General features: G+C 50.7%; 25 protein-coding genes. 13 read left to right on the top strand and 12 right to left on the bottom strand.

The genetic code is table 11. The features are described from left to right. The first annotated feature begins 195 nt into the window (after positions 1-195). Complete coding sequence (fdhD, locus tag AB2B48_RS18150) at positions 196-945, top strand: formate dehydrogenase accessory sulfurtransferase FdhD (protein WP_220439053.1); 750 nt, start codon at positions 196-198, stop codon at positions 943-945. Here fdhD and AB2B48_RS18155 read toward each other — a convergent pair. Together AB2B48_RS18155 and AB2B48_RS18160 are read right to left on the bottom strand one after the other, a co-directional pair. After that, positions 912-1421, bottom strand: coding sequence for a YgjV family protein (locus AB2B48_RS18155; RefSeq protein ID WP_368299777.1), 510 nt, complete (start codon positions 1419-1421; stop codon positions 912-914). The two genes, fdhD and AB2B48_RS18155, sit on opposite strands and share 34 nt — an antisense overlap. Before the next feature lie 59 nt (positions 1422-1480). After that, positions 1481-1915 (bottom strand): Crp/Fnr family transcriptional regulator, encoded by a 435-nt coding sequence (locus tag AB2B48_RS18160; RefSeq protein WP_368299778.1) that lies wholly within the window; start codon positions 1913-1915, stop codon positions 1481-1483. Between the two features lie 216 nt (positions 1916-2131). On the opposite strand from AB2B48_RS18160, the gene AB2B48_RS18165 reads away from it, so the two are divergent. From AB2B48_RS18165 to AB2B48_RS18215, 11 genes are all read left to right on the top strand, one after another. Further along, positions 2132-2344, top strand: coding sequence for a YdgH/BhsA/McbA-like domain containing protein (locus tag AB2B48_RS18165; RefSeq protein WP_185668840.1), 213 nt, complete (start codon positions 2132-2134; stop codon positions 2342-2344). 388 nt (positions 2345-2732) lie between these two features. Next, positions 2733-3713 (top strand): 6-phosphofructokinase, encoded by a 981-nt coding sequence (locus tag AB2B48_RS18170; RefSeq protein WP_185668839.1) that lies wholly within the window; start codon positions 2733-2735, stop codon positions 3711-3713. Positions 3714-3724: 11 nt separating this feature from the next. Beyond that, complete coding sequence (locus AB2B48_RS18175) at positions 3725-4039, top strand: PTS sugar transporter subunit IIB (RefSeq protein ID WP_185668838.1); 315 nt, start codon at positions 3725-3727, stop codon at positions 4037-4039. After that, positions 4032-5399: a PTS sugar transporter subunit IIC gene (locus tag AB2B48_RS18180; protein ID WP_185668837.1), complete on the top strand. Its 1368-nt coding sequence runs from the start codon at positions 4032-4034 to the stop codon at positions 5397-5399. Before AB2B48_RS18175 ends, AB2B48_RS18180 begins: the two co-directional genes overlap by 8 nt. Further along, on the top strand, positions 5386-6228 hold the full coding sequence (locus AB2B48_RS18185; RefSeq protein ID WP_185668836.1) for a class II fructose-bisphosphate aldolase: 843 nt from the start codon (positions 5386-5388) through the stop codon (positions 6226-6228). Before AB2B48_RS18180 ends, AB2B48_RS18185 begins: the two co-directional genes overlap by 14 nt. A 59-nt stretch (positions 6229-6287) precedes the next feature. Next, a complete protein-coding gene (locus AB2B48_RS18190) occupies positions 6288-6557 on the top strand; it encodes a hypothetical protein (protein ID WP_368299779.1) in 270 nt (89 codons plus the stop codon). Between the two features lie 9 nt (positions 6558-6566). After that, on the top strand, positions 6567-7004 hold the full coding sequence (locus AB2B48_RS18195; protein ID WP_185668834.1) for a PTS sugar transporter subunit IIA: 438 nt from the start codon (positions 6567-6569) through the stop codon (positions 7002-7004). Then, complete coding sequence (locus AB2B48_RS18200; RefSeq protein ID WP_368299780.1) at positions 7001-7582, top strand: AAA family ATPase; 582 nt, start codon at positions 7001-7003, stop codon at positions 7580-7582. Before AB2B48_RS18195 ends, AB2B48_RS18200 begins: the two co-directional genes overlap by 4 nt. Positions 7583-7690: 108 nt before the next feature. Further along, positions 7691-7903 (top strand): YdgH/BhsA/McbA-like domain containing protein, encoded by a 213-nt coding sequence (locus tag AB2B48_RS18205; protein WP_185668832.1) that lies wholly within the window; start codon positions 7691-7693, stop codon positions 7901-7903. Between the two features lie 43 nt (positions 7904-7946). After that, the gene (locus AB2B48_RS18210) at positions 7947-9560 is read left to right on the top strand and encodes a glycoside hydrolase 43 family protein (RefSeq protein WP_368299781.1); all 1614 of its coding nucleotides are present in this window, start codon (positions 7947-7949) and stop codon (positions 9558-9560) included. 14 nt (positions 9561-9574) lie between these two features. Continuing rightward, positions 9575-10375 carry a Cof-type HAD-IIB family hydrolase gene (locus AB2B48_RS18215; RefSeq protein ID WP_368299782.1) on the top strand — a complete coding sequence of 267 codons (801 nt, stop codon included), beginning with the start codon at positions 9575-9577 and terminating at the stop codon, positions 10373-10375. A gap of 45 nt (positions 10376-10420) precedes the next feature. Here AB2B48_RS18215 and AB2B48_RS18220 read toward each other — a convergent pair whose 3' ends face one another. From AB2B48_RS18220 to AB2B48_RS18255, 8 genes are all read right to left on the bottom strand, one after another. Then, positions 10421-11119: an oligogalacturonate-specific porin KdgM family protein gene (locus AB2B48_RS18220; protein WP_333012801.1), complete on the bottom strand. Its 699-nt coding sequence runs from the start codon at positions 11117-11119 to the stop codon at positions 10421-10423. A gap of 202 nt (positions 11120-11321) precedes the next feature. After that, on the bottom strand, positions 11322-12287 hold the full coding sequence (locus AB2B48_RS18225; RefSeq protein ID WP_368299783.1) for a hydroxyacid dehydrogenase: 966 nt from the start codon (positions 12285-12287) through the stop codon (positions 11322-11324). Positions 12288-12333: 46 nt separating this feature from the next. Continuing rightward, complete coding sequence (locus AB2B48_RS18230; protein WP_123651595.1) at positions 12334-13176, bottom strand: PTS system mannose/fructose/sorbose family transporter subunit IID; 843 nt, start codon at positions 13174-13176, stop codon at positions 12334-12336. Then, entirely contained in the window at positions 13169-13969 is an 801-nt protein-coding gene (locus AB2B48_RS18235; protein WP_368299784.1) for a PTS mannose/fructose/sorbose/N-acetylgalactosamine transporter subunit IIC, read from the bottom strand. Before AB2B48_RS18235 ends, AB2B48_RS18230 begins: the two co-directional genes overlap by 8 nt. A gap of 11 nt (positions 13970-13980) precedes the next feature. Next, entirely contained in the window at positions 13981-14478 is a 498-nt protein-coding gene (locus tag AB2B48_RS18240; protein WP_333012799.1) for a PTS system mannose/fructose/N-acetylgalactosamine-transporter subunit IIB, read from the bottom strand. Positions 14479-14490: 12 nt separating this feature from the next. Beyond that, positions 14491-15669, bottom strand: a complete 1179-nt coding sequence (locus AB2B48_RS18245; protein WP_368299785.1) for a glycoside hydrolase family 88 protein — start codon at positions 15667-15669, stop codon at positions 14491-14493. Then, positions 15666-16148, bottom strand: a complete 483-nt coding sequence (locus AB2B48_RS18250; protein WP_368299786.1) for a PTS sugar transporter subunit IIA — start codon at positions 16146-16148, stop codon at positions 15666-15668. Before AB2B48_RS18250 ends, AB2B48_RS18245 begins: the two co-directional genes overlap by 4 nt. 172 nt (positions 16149-16320) lie before the next feature. Continuing rightward, on the bottom strand, positions 16321-18924 hold the full coding sequence (locus tag AB2B48_RS18255; RefSeq protein WP_368299787.1) for a sigma 54-interacting transcriptional regulator: 2604 nt from the start codon (positions 18922-18924) through the stop codon (positions 16321-16323). 323 nt (positions 18925-19247) lie between these two features. Here AB2B48_RS18255 and AB2B48_RS18260 point away from each other — a divergent pair, with 323 nt between their 5' ends. Further along, entirely contained in the window at positions 19248-19460 is a 213-nt protein-coding gene (locus AB2B48_RS18260; protein WP_368299788.1) for a DUF1471 domain-containing protein, read from the top strand. Between the two features lie 47 nt (positions 19461-19507). Here the strand turns inward: AB2B48_RS18260 and AB2B48_RS18265 are convergent, their stop codons facing one another. Next, positions 19508-19831 (bottom strand): AzlD domain-containing protein, encoded by a 324-nt coding sequence (locus AB2B48_RS18265; protein ID WP_368299789.1) that lies wholly within the window; start codon positions 19829-19831, stop codon positions 19508-19510. Then, entirely contained in the window at positions 19831-20481 is a 651-nt protein-coding gene (locus AB2B48_RS18270) for an AzlC family ABC transporter permease (protein WP_185668863.1), read from the bottom strand. The genes AB2B48_RS18265 and AB2B48_RS18270 overlap by 1 nt, the downstream gene beginning before the upstream one ends. Between the last annotated feature and the right edge of the window lie 99 nt (positions 20482-20580).

Here is a 20580-nt window from a genome sequence, read left to right on the forward strand (position 1 = left end):
TGCGTACTGTGCGTTATTGCACCACAAAGTTGATCCATAATAAGCCTCAATTCCCTCCTGTTGTGATGGAATAGACGCCCCTTATTGTTGATGTCGTTCAGAGTACTTGCCGTGTTTAATGTTAAAGATGAAGTCGAACCCTCGTTGCAGTTGATTGGCGCAGTCGAGCGTTCCGTCTTCAGAAGGCCAAAAATTATGCAACCGACACAGGATATTCTTGCTGAAGAAGTTCCCGTTGCGCTGGTCTACAACGGCATTTCCCACGTCGTGATGATGGCGACGCCGAAAGACCTCGAAGCCTTTGCGATTGGCTTTTCTCTGTCTGAGGGCATTATCGAACACCCGCGTGAAATTTTCGGCATGGACGTGGTGCCGGCCTGTAACGGCGTGGAAGTCAGAATCGAACTCTCCAGCCGTCGCTTTATGGGGCTCAAAGAGCGCCGTCGCGCGCTCGCCGGGCGTACCGGGTGCGGCGTCTGCGGCGTTGAACAGCTCAACGATATCGGTAAGCCTATTCAGCCGCTACCTTTCAGCCAGACCTTCGACCTGGCCCACCTTGACCATGCGCTCAGACACTTAAACGATGTGCAACCGGTTGGCCGTGAAACGGGCTGCACCCATGCGGCGGCCTGGGTGATGCCATCGGGTGAACTGGCGGGCGGGCATGAAGACGTGGGCCGCCACGTGGCGCTGGATAAACTGCTGGGCCACCGTGCGCAAGAAGGCATGCGCTGGCAGCGAGGCGCTGCACTGGTTTCCAGCCGCGCCAGCTATGAAATGGTGCAGAAGTCAGCCATGTGTGGCGTTGAGATTTTGTTTGCGGTCTCTGCAGCTACTACGTTGGCGGTGGAAGTTGCCGAGCGTTGCAACCTGACGCTGGTGGGTTTTTGCAAGCCGGGCAGAGCGACGATTTATACCCACCCAGAGCGCTTATTGACGGAGTAATGACGCCAGGCAGCCAGCAAAATGCTGCCTGAAAACGCCATCTCCATGATGATAGCCATCGGCGAACCGACAATCACATTGTTTAGCACCCAGCATAAACTGCCTCCCAGCGTGTATCCTCGCAGTTTATTGGTTTTATCCTGAAAAGAGGCGAAGGTCATCAGCAGGCTGCCGGCCAACGGCAACAGGTTTGTCATTCCCTGCCAGAAACAGGCGCTACAGATTAACGACGCCGCCATAAATACCCACATTGCCCATAGGCGCTGCGTCAGGATCGCTGCCGTAAAGCGGCAAGCCGCAATCGTCATCAACCCGGATGCCACAGGCTGCTCCAGCAGATAAAAATGGAGCGCCAGCAGGCAGGTTGAGCCAGCAAGAAGGGTGAGCGTCATGGTTCGGTGACGAAAGTGAAAGGCAGAAATATCCAGCCCAAAGCTGATGCCAGCAAGAATCTGGGAAACAAGAAATGTGGTCATAACGGACGCCATTGCACAAATGAATGGCGGAACAATAAGTGACGCCATCGGCGATGGCGTTAACCTTTGTTAAGACGTTGGCGAATGCGCGAAAGACTGACCGGCGTAATCCCGATATAGCTGGCGAGATCCCGTTGCGTAAGCTGTGACTCCCAGTCCGGGAACTGGCTCTGAATATACCGATAGCGTTGCTCAGGGGTATTGAGCAACAGCATCTGCTCCTTTTTTTCTTTGTAGATAAGTTGCTGAATGAGCAGCTGCATTTTGCAGTCCTGATTTTCGGCGGCATCCAGAAAAGAGAGGGGAACTTCACTGACCTCTCCCGCCGCGAGCGCCTGCAGGCTGTAATCAGCAGGGGTAGCCGTTAACCAGTTGAGATATAAAAAGCAGCACTCCCCCGAAAAATAGAACTCTTTTACCCGCTCCACGCCCTGCTCTGAGTGATAAACCGCGCGAATAACACCATGATGCAAATAGTAAAAATAGCTTTGCATCTCCCCCTGATGGAGGAGCCAGTCGCCCGCCAACAGCGGTTTTCTTCGACTCTCCAGTAAACCTTTTAGATCCTGACTTAATAACATTTTCTATCTCAAAAAAATTGAAAGATAAATGCAAATCATTCCGCTATTAGTTGATGAGAATGTGGCCTACTATTTATTACATCAAGGCAACACGCCTTATCCAAACAACCAAGTGAAAGGGTTTATATCATGAAAAGCATCAAAACTTTTGTCGCAGTTATCGCACTCTCCGCTTCTTTCGGTACCTTCGCTGCTCAGACCGTGACCGCAACAGCCTCCACAATGGATGGTGCAGAAGCTAAAATCGCCGCTCAGGCACAGGCTGCAGGCGCATCGTCTTATAAAATTACCGAAGCGTTTACCGGTAACCGTGTGCACATGACCGCACAGCTGAATAAATAAGCGAAAAGCACCTGTAGAAAGAGCGCCCCAGGGGCGCTTTTTTTGTTTCTGCTAAAGATCCCCACGCATCACTCCCTTCTTAAGACAAAATTATGTGTCGATGTTCACATTTTTGCTCTCTCATAAAAACGTCACTAACCCTGAAAACCATTTGTTTATTTACGGGTATTTGCCCATAAAATAACCTCCTGATAATTAAAGTTTTTAATTAGTAAATGTCGTTGTGATCTCATTTTAAAAATGAGATTTAAATCACAAAAAACACCGTTTTTTATTATGTGTCAATATTAGGCCTGACTTAAATTATCGCTATTATGTGATCTTCGTTGCAAATAGAGGTCTTGAAGTCAGGGAAAAATGCTTTCACGGAAACAGGTGAGGGCAGAAGATGAAAATCGGTATTGTCATTAGCGGTGGAGATGTCTCTGGAATTAATAATTTTATTTTCCAGGTCGCGAGACTTGCCTGTGCACAGATCACGCTATTTAACGGTGGCATACCGGGTTTATTAGATAAAAATCATCGGGAGGTCTCCTGGTCCGATTTAGTGGATTTTTCTATTTCCTCTATTCCACTTATTACGTCTGGCCGTACAGCGCGAAATTTACAGCGCAGTGAGTATGAAACCATTGCGAAGAAAATAAAGTCGTTACGGATTGATGTGCTGATTATGGCTGGCGGTGATGGCAGTCTGCAATTCCTGAATACGCTCAGCGAATTTGATATTAACTGCTTTGGCGTCGGTATGACGATCGACAATGATGTTTATGGCAGCGACTACACCATTGGCTTTTCTACCGCCTGCGAGCAAATTATCAAAGAAGTATCGCGCTTAAGAAATACCGGCAGGGCCCTTCCCGGGCGCGTTTTTATGGCGGAGATTCTGGGCGGTTATTGCGGCGAGTTAACGCTACAATCGGCGATAAAATCGAACGCCGATATTGCGCTGATTCCAGAAGCGCAGATCCCTCTGGACGCTCTGGCAGAGCGTATTAAGCAAAAACTGGCTAGCCAGAATAGCGTCGTTATTCTGTGCTCTGAAGGCTACACCCGCGAGTACTCTCCGGGCTTTCAGGGCGCAATAGATACCATGATAAAACAACTCGAACCGCGTATTGGCGTGCGTATCCGCAAAACCATCATTGGTTACGGTTTACGCAGTGGCGACCCGACCTGTGAGGAGATTTATCAGGGTACCATTATGGCGAATGAAGTGGTTCGCTGTATTCAATCTGGTATGAGAAATAAAGCCGTTATTATTAATTCAAGCAATAAACCTATTCCGATTGATTTAGTCAGTATGAAAAAACGTCTGGTTGATACCGACGGACATTATTATAAACTTGCCAAACAACTCAATATAATTTGAGGAGACCCTACATGCTGAAAATTCTCTGCGTATGTGGCTGCGGCCTCGGCTCAAGCTTTGCTATTGAAATGACCGCCAAGGCCGTTTTAAAAAAACTGGAAATTCCTGCACATATTGAACACACCACGGTATCGGAGGCCGGGGCATTTAAATCTGACATGATTCTGACGCAAAAAACCTTTGCCGATATTCTGACAGCTGATGCCAGCGAAGAAGAGATAAAACGCGTGGTGATTTTAAATAAGCTGACGGACAAAGATGAGATCGAACAAAAGATTGTCGCGTTTTTAAATGAACGTAATTTACAGGTAGCCGACTATGAATAGTGTCGTTGAGTTTATCGTCAAAGATTTGCTCGGCCAGGCTTCAATACTCATCGCCTTTATTGCGATGCTGGGGCTTATCCTACAGAAAAAATCACCGGGCAAGACGGCTGAGGGCACATTTAAAACCCTGCTCGGTTTTTTAATCATGATGGCCGGTATCAACATCATTGTGGCCACGCTGACGTTCCTGAATGACATCTTCACTCAGGGCTTTGGCATGAAGGGCTACATTACTGATGTCGCGGCGATTGCCGGTTTAGCCAACCGCGAGCTGGGTTCCGAGGTGGCACTGACCCTGCTGGTGATTTTTGCCGTCAACATCATCATCGCTCGCCTGACGCCACTGAAATATATCTTCCTGACTGGCCAGGCGTTGCTGTGGATGGCAACTATTGGCGCCGTTATCGGCTATAAAGCCGGGCTGACGGGGCTGCCGCTGATTTTGACCGGCGGGATCTTCGGCGGCGTAATGGCGGTACTGATGCCCGCGCTGGCGCAACCGGTGGTGCGGCGGATCACCGGCTCAGATGACGTCGCGCTGGGGCACTTCTGCACCATTGGTTACCTGGTGCAGGCGGCGGTCGCTAAAGTGGTCGGCAAAGGCTCTCGCTCCACGGAAGATCTTGAATTACCGGATAACTTCAAGTTTCTGCAGGACACCTATCTCGCTATGGCAGTGGTCATGGTGCCGATGTACCTCATTCCGGCATTGGCAGCAGGCCCGGCATATATCGGCCAGTTCTCTAACGGCATTAACTACCTGATGTACGCCTTTATGCAGTCCATCCAGTTTGTAGCCGGGGTCTTCGTTCTCTATAGCGGCGTGCGCCTGCTGCTCAATGAACTGGTGCCAGCGTTTCGCGGGATTGCAATGCGCATCGTCCCGGATGCCAAGCCAGCGCTGGACTGCCCGGTATTGTTCCCTTATGCGCCAAACGCCGTGATTGTTGGCTTCCTCGCAACAACGGTCGGTTCGATCATCGGCATGCTGGTCTTCCCGATGTTCGGTCTGGCGATGATTCTGCCCGGCCTGCTCACTAACTTCTTTGCGGGCGGCACGGCGGGTGTATTTGGCAATGCGTTGGGCGGTCGTCGCGGGGCGATGATTGGCGGTGTGGTGCACGGGCTGTTTATCACCTTCCTGCCCGCCATTCTGGTGCCGATGCTTGAAAGTTACGGCTTTACCGGCGTGACGTTCAGCGATTCGGATGTGATTAGTTCTGGGCTGGTATTAGGCCACGCCTTCCAGAATAACTGGTTATTTGTCGCGTTGTTTATTGTCTTTGTCGCCGCACTGGCATGGTTTGTAAACGGTAAATCAGCTAAGCCGAAAGGGGAAAACGTTCATGAGTCTGTATAACTTCAACGATATTCTTAATATTGCCCAGCAGAGAAATTTTAAAGCCATCGGGTCGTTTAATTTGCACTGTATTGAAATGCTGCCCGCGTTTTTCAAAGCTGCGCAGCAGAGTAACAGCCCGCTAATGATCCAAATCTCCACCGGAACGGCGGAATATTTAGGCTATCGTTTACTCGTGGATGCCGTTAGCTCGCTGGCCGAAAGTGAAAATGTGCCAACCTGCCTGCATCTGGATCACTGCTCGGATATCAGCGCCATTGAAACGGCAATGAACGCTGGGTTCTCGTCGGTGATGTATGACGGTTCCCATCTCAACCTGGAGGAGAATATTGGCAACACGCGCATCGTGGTTGAAATGGCGCGCCCGCGTAATATTACGGTTGAGGGAGAATTGGGCGCCATTGGTGGCTCTGAAGACGGCAAAGCCGTCGCCGTAGAGGATATCTGCTTCACCACGGTAGAAGATGCGAAACGTTTTGTGGATGAAACCCAGGTCGATATGCTGGCGGTCTCCGTGGGGACGGTGCACGGGCTGTATACCGGCAAGGCAAAAATCCAGCACCAGCGGCTTAAGGATATTAGTGCGGCAACCGGCGTGCCTCTGGTGTTGCACGGCGGCACCGGCGTGAGCGATGAGGATATGCGCCTGGCGGTGACTGAGGGAATTAACAAGGTCAACGTTGGCACGGAAATGAATGTGCAGTGGGTTGATCAATGTAAAACCGCCTTTGAAAAAGGCAAAGTGAATGACAGCGTGCGGAAGTTTTTAATTCCAGCAAATAATGCCGTCACTCATGTATTAATGGAAAAGATCGCTTTATTTAAATAAACGTCTCTTTATTACTCGATATTTCGTTACCCTGTTGTTCATCAGGGAGGGGATTCGCTATGTTTGAATCATTGAAAACGTTGTGGAAAAAGCAAGATAGTCCGTCGGAAGATTATGATGAACAGTCGCTTCTGCTGGCGGCGGAAATATCCCGATTAGAAGGTGAATTACAGGGTAACCCGAGTGATGGTGAGGTACAGAAAGCATTAATGTTGATTTATAACCGGGCATTGTCGGTATATGCCAAAAGCAAAACGCACCGACAGGAAATTGATGCTCTGTTTATCCGTATCGATGAATTACGCAACATTATTCGCCGTAACATTTAGGGAGTGGGTATGACGATTAAAGAGCTACTCATAGAAGCCGATGCTATTCAGGTTGGTGTCACTGAGTCGGACTGGCAGAAGGTGATCCAGCTGGCCGCCACGCCGCTGATTGAAAACGGCTATATCTCGGCTGATTACGGCCAGGCCGTTATTGAAAACACCCTGAACCACGGCGCGTATTACGTGTTTGACGAAGGGGTTGCCATTCCGCATGCGCGTCCTGAGTGCGGCGTGAAGCGGAACTGTTTTAGCCTGGTGCTGTTAGAGAAACCGATTCGGTTTGCCGAAAGCGAGGCCGCGGATATCGTCATTATGTTCGGCGCGCAGGACAGTAATGCGCATATTGAAGAGGGGATCCGCGCCATTATCTCGCTGCTGGATAACGATGAACGCATGGCCAAACTGCGGGCAGCAAACTCGAAAGAGGAGGTTGTGGCGCTGCTATGAAAAGAGACCTTACGCCAAACTGTAAAACCGTCATTCTGGTGAACGGCATACCCGCCTCTGGAAAGAGCACCATTGCCCGCCAGCTTTCGCAGACTTTTGGCTTGCCGCTGCTGACAATCGACGGAATCAAAGAGCCCTTTATGGCGCGCTTTACCGATATCGACCGCCCCTTCAACCGCCAGCTCGGCTGTGCTGCCTACGAGGCTATCTGGTCGATTGTGGGACAGTCTCCGGCGGGCTGTGTCTGGGTGATTGATGCCTGGTTTGGTTTCCAGCCTAAAGAGATGCTGCAGCGATTAGTGCAGGACGCCGGGGTTGAGCGGATTATCGAAGTCTGGAACCAGATCTCTCCTGAGGTCGCGGTGGCGCGCTATGCTCAGCGGTTAGCGCAGCGCTTGCCGGGTCATCCCGGAGAAGAGTATCTACCCGAACTGGCGCTGCTGGCCGAGCGGGCCGAACCGATGCGTCTGGGGGCTGTGTATTGCGTCGATCAGCAGGTGCAGCCCGATATTGGAGAGGTCAGCGACTGGGTTGATGTGCAGGTGCGAGAGAGCTGTAATATTGATCAATTTATTTGAATGATGACAACAAATCCTTCCGCTTTTCGTTGAACGATGTGAGGGCTATTATTTATCACATCAAGGCAACACGCCTTATCCAAACAACCAAGTGAAAGGGTTTATATCATGAAAAGCATCAAAACTTTTGTTGCAGTTATCGCACTCGCCGCTTCTTTCGGTACCTTCGCTGCTCAGACCGTGACCGCAACGGCCTCCACAATGGACGGTGCAGAAGCTAAAATCGCCGCTCAGGCACAGGCTGCAGGCGCATCGTCTTATAAAATTACCGAAGCGTTTACCGGTAACCGCGTGCACATGACCGCACAGCTGAATAAATAAGCGTAAGTTACTGTCGAAAGAGCGCCCTTGGGGCGCTTTTTTTGTGTCTGAATGTTTTTTATGTATTTGTTATTTATTGGCTTTTATTGAGTGGTCTGGATATTGCACTGGCTTAGATTGTCGACAATATAAGGACTTCCTCATGCCTCTGCTCTATCAGAACCCAATCATCCACTCTGATTATGCCGATCCTGATGTTATTCGCACTGGCGATGATTTCTGGATGGTTGCCTCCAGTTTTCACCAGCTTCCAGGATTACCCCTGCTTCATTCACGCGATCTGATCCACTGGCAGATAGTGAACCATATTGTGAAGCGTCTTCCTTCGCCAGAATACGATACGCCCCAACCCGGAAAAGGCATCTGGGCACCCAGTATTCGCTACCATGATGGCCAGTTTTGGGTATTTTACAGCTTGCCGGACGATGGCATTTTTGTGACTCACGCAAGCGATCCGCTGGGCGAATGGAGTGAACCGTATTGCCTGGTGGCAGAGCCTGGATGGATAGATCCGTGCCCATTTTGGGATGATGATGGGCGGGCGTGGCTGGTCCATGCCTTTGCATTCAGCCGAAGTGGGGTAAAAAACAAACTCCAGCTACTAGAGATGGCCCCGGACGCCAGTCGTTTATTAGACGATGGGTGTATGATTTTCGACGGTACGCCATCTCACCCCACGCTGGAGGGGCCAAAATTGTACAAGCGTGCAGGTGAGTACTGGCTATTTGCTCCTGCCGGCGGTGTGAAGCGCGGTTGGCAAACAGTGATGCGCGCCCCGACGTTGAGGGGGCCCTGGCAAAGTCGCGATGTTTTACATCAGGGAAGCTCAGCAGTTAATGGGCCGCATCAGGGCGCTTGGGTGGAACTGGAGAATGGCGAAAGCTGGTTTTTCCACTTCCAGGATAAAGGCGTCTACGGGCGGATTATTCACCTTCAGCCGCTGCGTTGGATGAAGGATGGGTGGCCGCAAATTGGTGAGTCTTTGGATGACTCAGGTAAGGGGCAGCCAGTTCTGAGATATAAACGACCAGCATTGCCGTTTTCACCCTGCCAGATACAGACTAGCGATAATTTTGTAAATGGGCAGCCTGGCCCACAGTGGCAATGGCAGGCAAACCCGCATCCGTTCTGGCTGGCGGAGGGGCGGGTAGGATTGTTGCTGCGGTGTGTGCCGACGCCTGAAAGCACATCGCTTTACTCTCTTCCACAATCGTTGCTCCAATTGTTTCCCGCGGAACGTTTTAGTGTGCGGACTACGCTGGAACTCACTGCTGGTCAATATGGGGATGAAGCAGGCGTGATGGTGTACGGCCAACGCTTTGCGTCTCTAAGCGTGGTCAGAGAGGCGCATGGATTGCAACTCTCGCTTAGTCATGGGTGGGGAGACGATCGCGGCGAATGGCATCATGATGCCGTATCTGTTGCGATGCTTGCGAGCGAAATGTCCGTGGAGCTTGGATTTGATGTGGGATACGACGGTATTGTTCATTTCGGTTACCGTGATGTAAGAGATGAGTGGCAACTTATCACGCCTGTTTTTTCGGCCGGTGCCGGTAAATGGATAGGTGCTCGAATGGGGATTTACGCGCGAGGCCTGCAAGGAGGCCTGAACGGATGCGCGCGATTTACCTCTTTTGCCGTTACAATAAAGCAGTGAAGATGAGGCCTGATATGTATAAGTTAGTGGCTCTCGATCTTGATGGCACGTTATTAACCTCCGATAAAAAAATAACGGCTAGAACCAGGTGGGCCATTCATCAACTGGTTGAACAAGGTGCGATCATTGTCCTGGCTTCCGGTAGAACGCTGACGGGCATTCAGGGCGTCCTCAATGCGTTATCTTTAGATAGCAATAACGTTTATGTCATTGCTTGCAATGGCGCACAGATCTGGAGTGCGTCTACTCAGCATTTTATTAGCAATCAGTTATTGCAGGCAGGTGATGTTCACTATATCCGACAGTGGGGTTGTAGAATAGGGATGGTCTGTTACGCCCAGCATACCAGTGGGTTGGTAGCCGAAGTGGATCAGGATATTCCCATTCGTGCCAGCCGTTATAGCCACCTGAGCATTTATCTCACCGCAGATGAACGATTATTGAATACTCCCGTACCCAAAGTTATGTTTATTGATGATGTGGAGACAATAAATTATTTGTCTGAAAGACTGCCTGCCGAAATAAAAAACAAGTATCAATGTGTCAGAAGTGAACCTAACTATTATGAAATGATGGTGAAGGGAGTAAATAAAGGGAACGCATGCCGTGTTCTGGCCACTTATTTAGATATTTTACCTGCAGATATTCTGGCGATAGGCAATGAACGGAATGATTGTGAGATGCTTCGTTTCGCTGGGCGAGGGATTGCAATGGGTAACGCCGATGATGTGGTAAAGCGTTACGCGGATGATGTTACGACAAGTAACGACGAGGATGGCGTAGCCAGCGCAATTGAGCGTTTCTGCCTTCATTAGACTCTGATGGTTAAGGGGCAGTTTTCTGCCCCATTTGTGCTCTTATTATTCCAGATAGTAACGAATCCCTAAGCGGAAACGTACCTGGTTATCGTGGTTTTGGTCCTGATCAAGCCATGCTACTTCTGCATAAGGCATCCAGTGTTTATCCATGCGATAACGAGCAACAATGCTGGGTTCCCAATGCGTTTTCTGGCCATTTGATGCTTTGAAATCATTCGTATTAACAAAGAATTCAGGGTTTAGTTGCAGCCAAAGTTTGTCAGTTGCCTGATAATTGAGAAACAGGTCAATCTGGTGGCTGTCGTTATAATCCATCTTTCCGTTATAGTCGTTCTCTTTGTGGGTCATATGGTTATAGCGGTAGCGTGAACTAAAACTGAGTGATTTGTTCATTTTATAATCCAGGCTGACGTAGGGGGCGAGCTTTGTACCATTGCTGTCGATATCGGTTAATCCCCCTGGGGTAATTGCCCAGCGTTCATTTAATGGAATGGGATACCACCCTTCAAACTCCTGAAATGAGCTTTTCATCTGATCAAAGTCTTGTCCCAGGTCATACATAGCGGAAGCCAGCACGCCCGCTCCGTTATCAAAAATGTGTCCTAAACCTATCTTATATTGGTTTTTTTCTGAGGCGGTTGTATGGGCGTATCTATTATCTACCCAGGTTGCTGCTGCCATTGCATTTAATGTTAGACAGGACAGTGGTAATCCGATAAGTAATTTATGTAATGTTTTCATTTTCATTCCTGTAAGCAGTTTGAATTCTTGTTGCTAAAAAAGCTGAAGAGACGTGATGACCATTATTATTTAGCAAGGATTATGCCAGGAATTAAATTCTATATATTACATGGAGTTGCTCTTTGTGTTCATAGCCTCATCGACGGAAGTGAAATATTTATATCAATAGCATTGAATTTATAAACACTAATAGCGATGAGTGTCACACTCCGATTGAAATATCACACAGTAATGGTTGACCCATTAACCAGCGTTGAAATTCCTCTATAACGCAGTTAGCCAGACGGCGGGTTTCATTATTGAGTGCACCGGCAATATGGCTAGTGAGTTGCACATTGGGAAGCGTATACAGCAGCGAGCCCGTCTCAGGAGGTTCAGGTTTAGTTACATCAAGGAGCGCGGTCAGATCAGGCCTCTCTTTAAGAACCTGAATAAGTTCACCTTCATTTACCTGTCTCCCGCGGCCGGTATTAATAAATACGGCCCCCTGACGCATCCGTCGAAAGAGACTGCCGTCCAGTACGCCAATATTATCCTCACGATTAGGTAAATGATTACTGATGACCCAGGCGTGAGAGAAAGCTTCCTCCAGGGATAACGAGCGTTTTTCGGGTCGTGATGGTACGACGATGACGTCAAGATAGAAGGGGGTCAGCAGTTTTTGTAACGCTTGAGAAATAGCACCTGCGCCAATCAGCGCTACGCTCTCCTGATAATTACCGGGTGCAGAGTGGTGATTTGCCAGCGTTGAAAAGTGCTCGGGGCCGGTATATTCCCTCTGGTTGCGAAAATACCCCTTACATCCTAATAAGATTTGCGCCAGGCAGAACTCCGCAACAGGTATAGCATTAGCGCGCCAGGCACTAACGATTTTGATACCACGTTCAAGATAGGGGGCGGAGAAGTAATCAGTTGCCCCGGCGGCGTAAAAAATAACTTTCAGATTCGGTAAGCTGTCCAGTTGCGCTGCGTTGAGCGTGAACATGCCCCAGGTTGAAAAGAGAATCTCAACCTCTTTGAGTTCATTGAGATGATGGTCAATGTTATCCGGGGTAAGCAATGTTGGATAAAGATCACAGCGTGCAGAAATTTCGAAGAGGTGTAACGGTTGATAAACCTGATGAAACTTCTCTGGCTGAGCGGAGAGCAGGGCGGCATTCCAGGTCATATACGCTCCAAAAAAAGCTCCCTGATGGCAGGGAGCTCCGTAAGGATTAGACGATCCCAATGCCAGCGGCGGCGAAGCCGAGAACAATGAGCAGGATTAATACTCGGTTAGGGCTGACTTTTTTATTCAGTAATTTAAGACAGCCGAGTACCAGCAGTAGCGGAATTAATCCAACACAGATTTTGTCGAGGATTTCCTGTAGTACAAAGGGCTGGCCTGCGATGGTAGTTTTAAAGGTGGTAGTGAATTTCACCATGCTGGCGCTCATCGCTCCCACCATCATTAACCCCATAATGGATGAGGCTTTAGTGATACAAGAGAGTAGCCCCGACTGCGTGGCCTCTGCGATATATTTCGACCCCAGGCGATAGCCCATAACCCCGCCGTAGTAGCGCAGCAGGTAGCTAGGCACGTTGTAAATCAGCAGGAACAAAAGCGGGCCCAGCAGGTTTCCTTGAGATGCAAGGCCGATGGCGATCCCGGTGGCAATAATGCGCAGTACGCCATAAAAGAACGAGTCACCCACCCCGGCAAATGGTCCCATCAGCGCAACCTTGATCCCGTTAATACTCGAGGTATCAAAATCAGGGTTAGCCGCGTTTTCTTTTTCCATCGACAGCGTCAGGCCCATGATGAAAGGCGCCAGATGCTGGTTAGTGTTGAAGAATTGGCTATTACGCTTCAACGATTCAAGATAGCGATGTGGGTCACCGGCATAGATTTTCTTCAGCATTGGCGCGAGTGCCCAACCGTAGCTTAATCCTTCCATGCGGGTAAAGTTCATCGACCCCAGCAGTGGGAACTGGCGGATAAACAGCTGACGAAAAAGTTTTTTCTCGCTTTTTTCATCGCTGTACGCGATGACATCTTTGCTCTGAATATCAGTCATTGAAGAACCCATCCTTATCATCAACCGACGCAGGTGCTGCGGTGGTGGTTTGTTTGCTCGCTTTAAGCTGATTGAATTCGTTGAAACACAGGTAGACCGCAATCGCTGCGGCGATAATGGCAATACCCATGATAGGTAGCTGCAGGTAAGCCGCCATTGCGAAACCAATAAAGAAGAATGCGGCGATGTTTCGATTCCATAGAGCTTTTAGCAAAATAGCGAAGCCCAGCGCTGGCAAAATACCGCCAACGGCGGTCATGCCGCGCATAACCGTACCAGGGATACTCTCCACCAGACTTCTGATCACTTCGGTTCCAAATAGCACGCCGAAGAAGGCAATAAGCGCAAAGGGGACGCCATAGAAAAATGTCATGCCGAGCGTCAGGCCCAGAGCCGCGCGATCGTGCCCCTGCTCCAGTAGCACATCATATTTCTCCACCAATGCGGTATAGACCAGTTTCAGCACCTGATAAACGAAGACCGCCAGCAGACTAATTGGCAACGCGAGTGCCACGGCAACTGGTGGTTCTGCGTGGGTGAGGATGGTAAAGGCAGTGGCGAGTACCGACCCGACCGCCAGGTCAGCCGGAACGGAACCGCCAATGGTAATCGTACCCAGGAAAATTAACTCCAGCGTGGCGCCGATGATAATGCCCTGTTGTAAATCACCGAGTACCAGTCCAATCAATGCGCCGCAAATCAGCGGACGTTCAATCAGCGGTTGGCCCAGCGTATGGTCGGCAGTTTTGACTAAAAACATCACCAGCGCGACGAGCAGTGCAGACGTTAACATAGCGACCTCGCTTAGCTAGCAGCGTTATCCAGCATCTCAATCAGGTTTTTCACCGGATGAGATGGCAGTACCTGGTATTCCACCTTCACGCCGCGCGCGGCGATGGCATGAAAGTCAGCCACGTCTTCCGGCGTGACGTATACGGTGTCGCTAATACGCTTTTTCGCTGCCAGATTCTCGGTAATGCGCCCAAAGTTAGCGACGTTCAGCGTTTTTATGCCATCAACCTGCTCGACCAGACGACGAGCATCGGCGGCATTGTTGACGATCACCATAATTTTCATCGCTTCGGAGCGTGGGTCGTTAAGGATGTCACCTGCGTCTTTGACCGCCATGATGGCGCACTTCGCGGTATCGGGGGCCGCCATGCGCAGTGACATCTTCTGCACTTCGTTATTCACGATCTGGTCGTTGGCGACCAGAATACGGTTTACGCCCAGATGCTTGGTCCAGACCACGGCAACCTGGCCGTGAATCAAGCGATCGTCAATTCGTACTAAAGAAATCATGTGTAGCTCCGGTTAGCAAAAGTAGGGGGTCCAGACGCGGGAAAGGCGAACCAGGGCTTCGAAATAGAAATAATCGCCCCAGAGGTTTGGTTCGTTAATGCCCATATTGCGGCCATAGTTATAAACACCTTCACGCAGCAGGCCGTCCTGCGTGTGGGCAAAATAGCGCTCGCGTAAATTGCGTATCATCAGTTCGATGGCATGACGGTACGCGGGGCGATGTGGGTCGGTTAACGGCAGCAGAGTGAGCAGCTCCGTCAGTCCGCAGGTGGCAACGGCGGCGGCCGAAGTATCTCGTGGTGCGTTATCCTGTGGTGTGAAAATCAGGTCCCAATAGCAGACGAAATCTTCCGGCAGACGGTTGAGAAAATAGTGCGCCAACTTACGCGCCAGCTCCGGTTGAGTGGTATCACCGGTATTGCGGAAGCCCAGCGCGAAACCGTAAATCCCCCAGGCCTGACCGCGTGCCCAGCAGGAGTTGTCGCTAAAGCCCTGATGAGTATCGCCGCGTAGCGGTTGGCCGCTGTGGATGTCCATGTAGAACGTGTGAAAACTAGAGGCATCCTCGCGGACCAGGTAACGCGCGGCCTGCGCCAGATGACGTGTCGCGGCTTCGCGCCATGCTGCGTTACCCGTCTCGTCTGCGGCCCAGAACAGCAGTGGAATATTGAGGTTGCAGTCGATGATCATGCGTCCCTGACGCGCCGGGTCGCTGAGATCGCCCCAGGCCTGAATCACGCCCGCCGTAGCGTTAAAGCGCTGGTACAACAGCTCAGCGGCACGTAGCGCCAGACTGCGAGCGCGGAGATTCCAGGTGAGCTTCCAGGCGTTGACGCAGGAGAGCAGATAAAGAAAACCGAGATCGTGAGTATCTACTTTAATCTGCTTATCAAGACGCTCTTCAAAACTATCGAGCAGGCCTTCCGCCACCGCGCGATATTTGTCATCGCCGGTCACTTCCCAAGCCAGCCATAACATGCCGGTCCAGAATCCTTCGGTCCAGTCGACCTTCGCTACTGCCGGGTAGCAGCCATCCGTCGCGCTGGCTGCCGGAAAGGTGCTGGAAAAACGCGGCAGCATGGTATCGATTTTGACCAGCACCTCGTGGATCGCGGTGTTGAGCCACTGTGAGTCTAGCCCTGGCTGAGGTGCAAGGTAGCGGCTATCTAGCGTTTCCAGCGCGATAGTCATGTATTTTTCTCCATGGTGAAAAAGTCGTCGATATCATCAACCACGGTCAATTGCGTAGCTTGACGAGCTGCGAGAATTTCCGGCTGCACGTTCATGTATTGCATCGCGCTGCTGGCCGCATTGATGGCATCCGCAATGCGTAACGAAGTGTCCGTATGTTCGGAAAGACAGAACTCCATCAACATGATCAGATTGGCGCCACTGATGACATGCGCGTGGGGATATTTCACCAGCATCTGTACGGCGGTGTTATTGACGCTACCACCGGGCATATCGGTAAACAGCACCAGTTCTTTTCCACGGCAGGCGGCCTGCTGGGCAATGGTCTCAAAGCGCACAGCCAGCTCGGCCGTAGAGCCAATATCGCCGCAGTAGGCGCAGATTGGCGTGACGCCATGGTCGTCTCCCACCAGTAGATTTAGCGCCGAGATAATTCCTTCCGCGTATCGGCCGTGGGTTGCGATGTACATCTCTCGCATGTCGAGTTCCTTTAATTTTTCGGTATCTGTTGAGCGTTTTGCAACCGCCGTGCCATGTTTTTATCTACATGATTTAAATGGATAAAAACTCATTGTTGGTGGGGGTTAATAGTGTTGAATATGACAATGTAGGATGTGTCGAAGCGTCTGCCAGCATCGGCTGGCAGAGCGTTTAGTTGAGTGGATCGGCCGCAATCCAGGGCTCCATGATTTCATAAATCATCAGCACTTCGGTAAGCGGTAGGGTGATGTTGTATTTGCGATTTAGCGCCTGGAAGAAGGTGTCATGAACGGCGACAAAGGCTTGCTGCTCCAGCGTCAGTCCCGCCTCTTCACGATGACGAACGCCGTTGTTAACCATTACGCGCTCGATCATCAGCGCGATGTGCATAAACAGGTTGATACGCAGATAGCTCTCAAAATGAATTTTGTAGAACGCCTCGTACTGCTTAATCACGGCTTCCACTTCATCGATAATGACGACCGGGTTCAGGAAGTTGAGACGACTGGCAACGCCCTCGACGGTGAAGAGTTTCACCACTTCTTCGACCATCGGTTCAAGGCCGCCTTCCATCAATAGACCGTTGAAGTAGTCACGCTTAAGCACCTGTGTTTTTTCTTTAATCAGCTGTTCGACGCTGATGAGTGGAATATAACCCGCTTCCAGGTCGGTGGTGGTAATAATCAGCCGCGTGCCGTTTAGGGCGGGATCGGCGCGAGCAATTTTCCACTTCAGATCATCATATTCCATCGTAAGAATATCGATCTCTTCCTGTACCAGATAGCGCTGGACAATATCTTTCAATTTGCGGGAAATACCTTCGCCAGAGATACATGAAATAATAATTTTATTGCCTGGGAGCATTCCGGCGTAATAACGGGTTTCGACGTCATAGGCGCCTTTTGCCCCCTCAATAATCGCCTCCATCGGTAGCTTATCCTGAATTTTTGCGGCGATATCCAGCGCCATGGCAGTACTGACATTATTGATAACCAGCAATTCACCGTGGAGATGCAGTTTTATCTCTTCGTAGATCTCCTTAAGAGAACCCATGTCGACCAGGATAATGAGCCCTGCGCCCTGTTTGAGGCGAGATAGATGCGCAATCAGCAGATCAATGATTTCGCGAGTAGAGGTAGCGTTGGGCATATCAAAGGCTTTGAAGTAGTAGCCGCCGGTGAGTTGGTTGGCGATGCCGGCGATACTGGAGGCGGTGGAACGGCCATGAGAGACGATAATGCCCTGAATAGGTGAATCTTCCCCAGCCTGAGAGTGGAAGGTGCAGCTCAGCAAAGGCAGGAGAAGCGGCAGTGGCGAGTTGATGACATGTTTTGCCAGTAGGCCTATACACTCTTCGGCCAACAGACGTGCCTTTCCTGATACATAGTCGGCGATGGCTTGTAGTTCATCGGCACGTTCAACTTGCTGCGGGGTATGAAGAGCATAGGTCAGACACAGCCAGACCGCTTTGCGGATCTCTTGCCCACAGGGAACGCCGGTCAGATTCTCTAACTCATTGATGGCGTGCATAGTGTTTTGCCATAGATAGCCACTATAGAGCGCCTCCTGAGCAACGACACCGTTCACCGCCGTGAGTAGATGTTCAATTTTGCGGTTCAGCAGCATCACGTTACCGCTGTGGCAAAATTCGCGAAAAATAATCTCATCATGCATGGCTTTGGGCAGAAGAGCGCTGGTGTCCGGGGCTGTTTCCGGTTTGCTGGCTGAAACTACCAGGGTTTCGCCGCCGGGATGCGCGCTGTGTAGCGTGATAATGTCTGCTTCGCGGTTATCGCTCCACGCGCTGGCGCACATGACTTTGATTTGATTTTTCAGCTCGCCAATATTGCCACGTACCGGTGACGTGACAAGTTGGTGCATGAGTTGATTATCCAGGTGAATATCTCGCCGTAGGCTTATCGCTTCCTGGTGTAGGAACAGATTCACTTGTGCAACCCGTTCGGTGAGCGGGCGGGAGATAAAGTTGGGCAATGCAACCCGCACGGGAATGCGACGGCGGAAAGTATTGAGTAGTACTGTCTCTATATTTTCTGTGGTGGCGAAGATAAAACGCAGTGACGCTGGGTGACGGGTGCGGTTATCGCCCAGGCGGTAGAAGTAGCCTTTATCCATAAACAGGAACAGTTTTTCCTGGTTCTCTGCCGATAGCCGGTGTACCTCATCCAGAAACAGGAAGCCCCCGTCGGCGTCATCAAAGGCGCCGCGCTTGTCGCGATCGGCACCGGTGAACGCACCACGGGTATAGCCGAACAGGGTGGCGGACAGCAGCTCGGGGTTGTTGGCGTAGTCGGCGCAGTTAAGTTCGACGAAAGGTTTATCGGCCGCAATAACGCCGCGATCCAACGCGTATTGGTAGATGAGCGATGCAAGGTGGCTTTTCCCCACGCCGCTTTCGCCAGAGATCAGTATCGGTAGACCTTCTCCTGGATAGTCTACCGCTGAGCGGCATAGCGCGACGGTTTCAGCCAGACTACCCTCGGCACCAATTAAACGCATAAAGACATCGGCCATTTTCGACACTAGCCGGGACGATGGCGCTCTTTCTCTCCCATTACGCTGCACAAAGAAGCGAACCGGGCGGGTATTTTCCTTACTTAAATGGCCGTCGTCGCATAGCCTGTTCAGATAATGACTAATAACGCTACGGTTAACCTGCATGAAGTCGGCACAGTCCTGAGCCGTGAATCCAGAAGGGCTTTCCGCATAATGCGTAAGTATTTTATGAAATAGTTTTTCTTTTGCTGACAGCGCCATTTTTCAATGTCCTGCATAGAGTAGAAAATAGCGTCGAAATTAATTAGACACTAGACACTAATATTATTATTAGACACTCCATACTTTCCTCGCTTATATAGCAAAGTGAAACCCTGTTTTAACTGGAATGTGATCGCGATCGACCGTTGTTTTTACTGCGGTAAATAGGTGTTGAATGGAGGAATTTGGTGGGGGATATTGGTCAATAAAATTGAATGACTAAGGCAAATTACTCCGCTTTCAGTTGTTGGGTGTGAGGGCTATTATTTATCACATCAAGGCAACACGCCTTATCCAAACAACTAAGTGAAAGGGTTTACATCATGAAAAGCATCAAAACTTTTGTTGCAGTTATCGCACTCTCCGCTTCTTTCGGTACCTTCGCTGCTCAGACCGTGACCGCAACGGCCTCCACAATTGATGGTGCAGAAGCGAAAATCGCCGCTCAGGCAGAACAGGCTGGCGCAAGCGCCTATAAAATTACTCAGGCTTATGCTGGTAACCGCGTGCACATGACCGCTGAACTGACCAAATAAGTCATTAGTTACTGTTGAAAGAGCGCCCATGGGGCGCTTTTTTCGTTTCAGTTGATACCAGCCAGACGCAGCAGCGCAGTCGCCACCGCAGCGGCAATAATCACGACGATAAGCGGCGCTTTGCGCCAGGCCAGAAACACGGCAAAACCTACCCCCAGCACGCGCGCCGCACCGGAGAAATGCTCCCCTTCATAGAACGTGGTCGCCAGCGCGACGGAAAAGAGCAACACCGTGGCGGCATCGGAAAGCAGTGCCTGAGAGCGTTCCGAAAAGGCCAGACGATTGCCGAGCTTTGCGCCGCCGAGACGCATCAGATAGGTTCCCAGCGAAAGAATGACGATCCCGGCGATAAACAGCGCCATGTTACCCATTATTTTTTCCTCGCCAGCAGGCCAAACAGGGAAAGCAGAACCGGTAATCCAACCGGCGCGAACGGTACGGCGGCAAGCGACAGCGCGGCGCCGCTGCAGGCACGAATCAGCGTGGTACGGTTTTTAAAGGCCGGGATCACCAGCGCCAACAGAATGGCCGGGAAAACAGCATCCAGCCCGATGGTTTCCGGGGCTGGGAGTAATCGCCCTACTGCTGCGCCAAACAGCGCGCCGAGCGGCCAGAAAATGGCGACGCCAGCCCCGCAGAGCCAGAAGGCAGCCTTACGCTGCTCGGGTGTAGGCTGCGACAGGCCAAAGACCACGCTCTCGTCATTCATGATATGGCAGCCGATAAAGCTGGCGGCGCGCTTGCCCACCAGGTCACGCACCGTCACGCCGAAAGGAATATGGCGGGCATTGACTAACAGACCGGCTGCTGCCGCTGCTAACGGGTTACCGCCGCTGGCGACGATGCCGATAAACATAAACTCTGACGCGCCCGCGAGGACCGAAACCGAGAGCAGCAGCGGCACCCACAGCGGAAAGCCGTACGCCATTGCCAGTGAACCATAAGAGACGCCGACCACGCCGACCGCCAGACAGACGAGGAAAATCGCCTTAATCGTGCTGCCTTTCAGGCAGGAGAACATTTTTAATGACATCTAAATTTACCATATCGAACGATATATCCATTATAATGAACGAATCAGTATGGTAGTTCAAGATGAACGTTTCGTTCGATATATAAA

Origin of the sequence: Kluyvera sichuanensis, from assembly GCF_040930405.1 — a bacterium.
Lineage (GTDB): Bacteria > Pseudomonadota > Gammaproteobacteria > Enterobacterales > Enterobacteriaceae > Kluyvera > Kluyvera sichuanensis.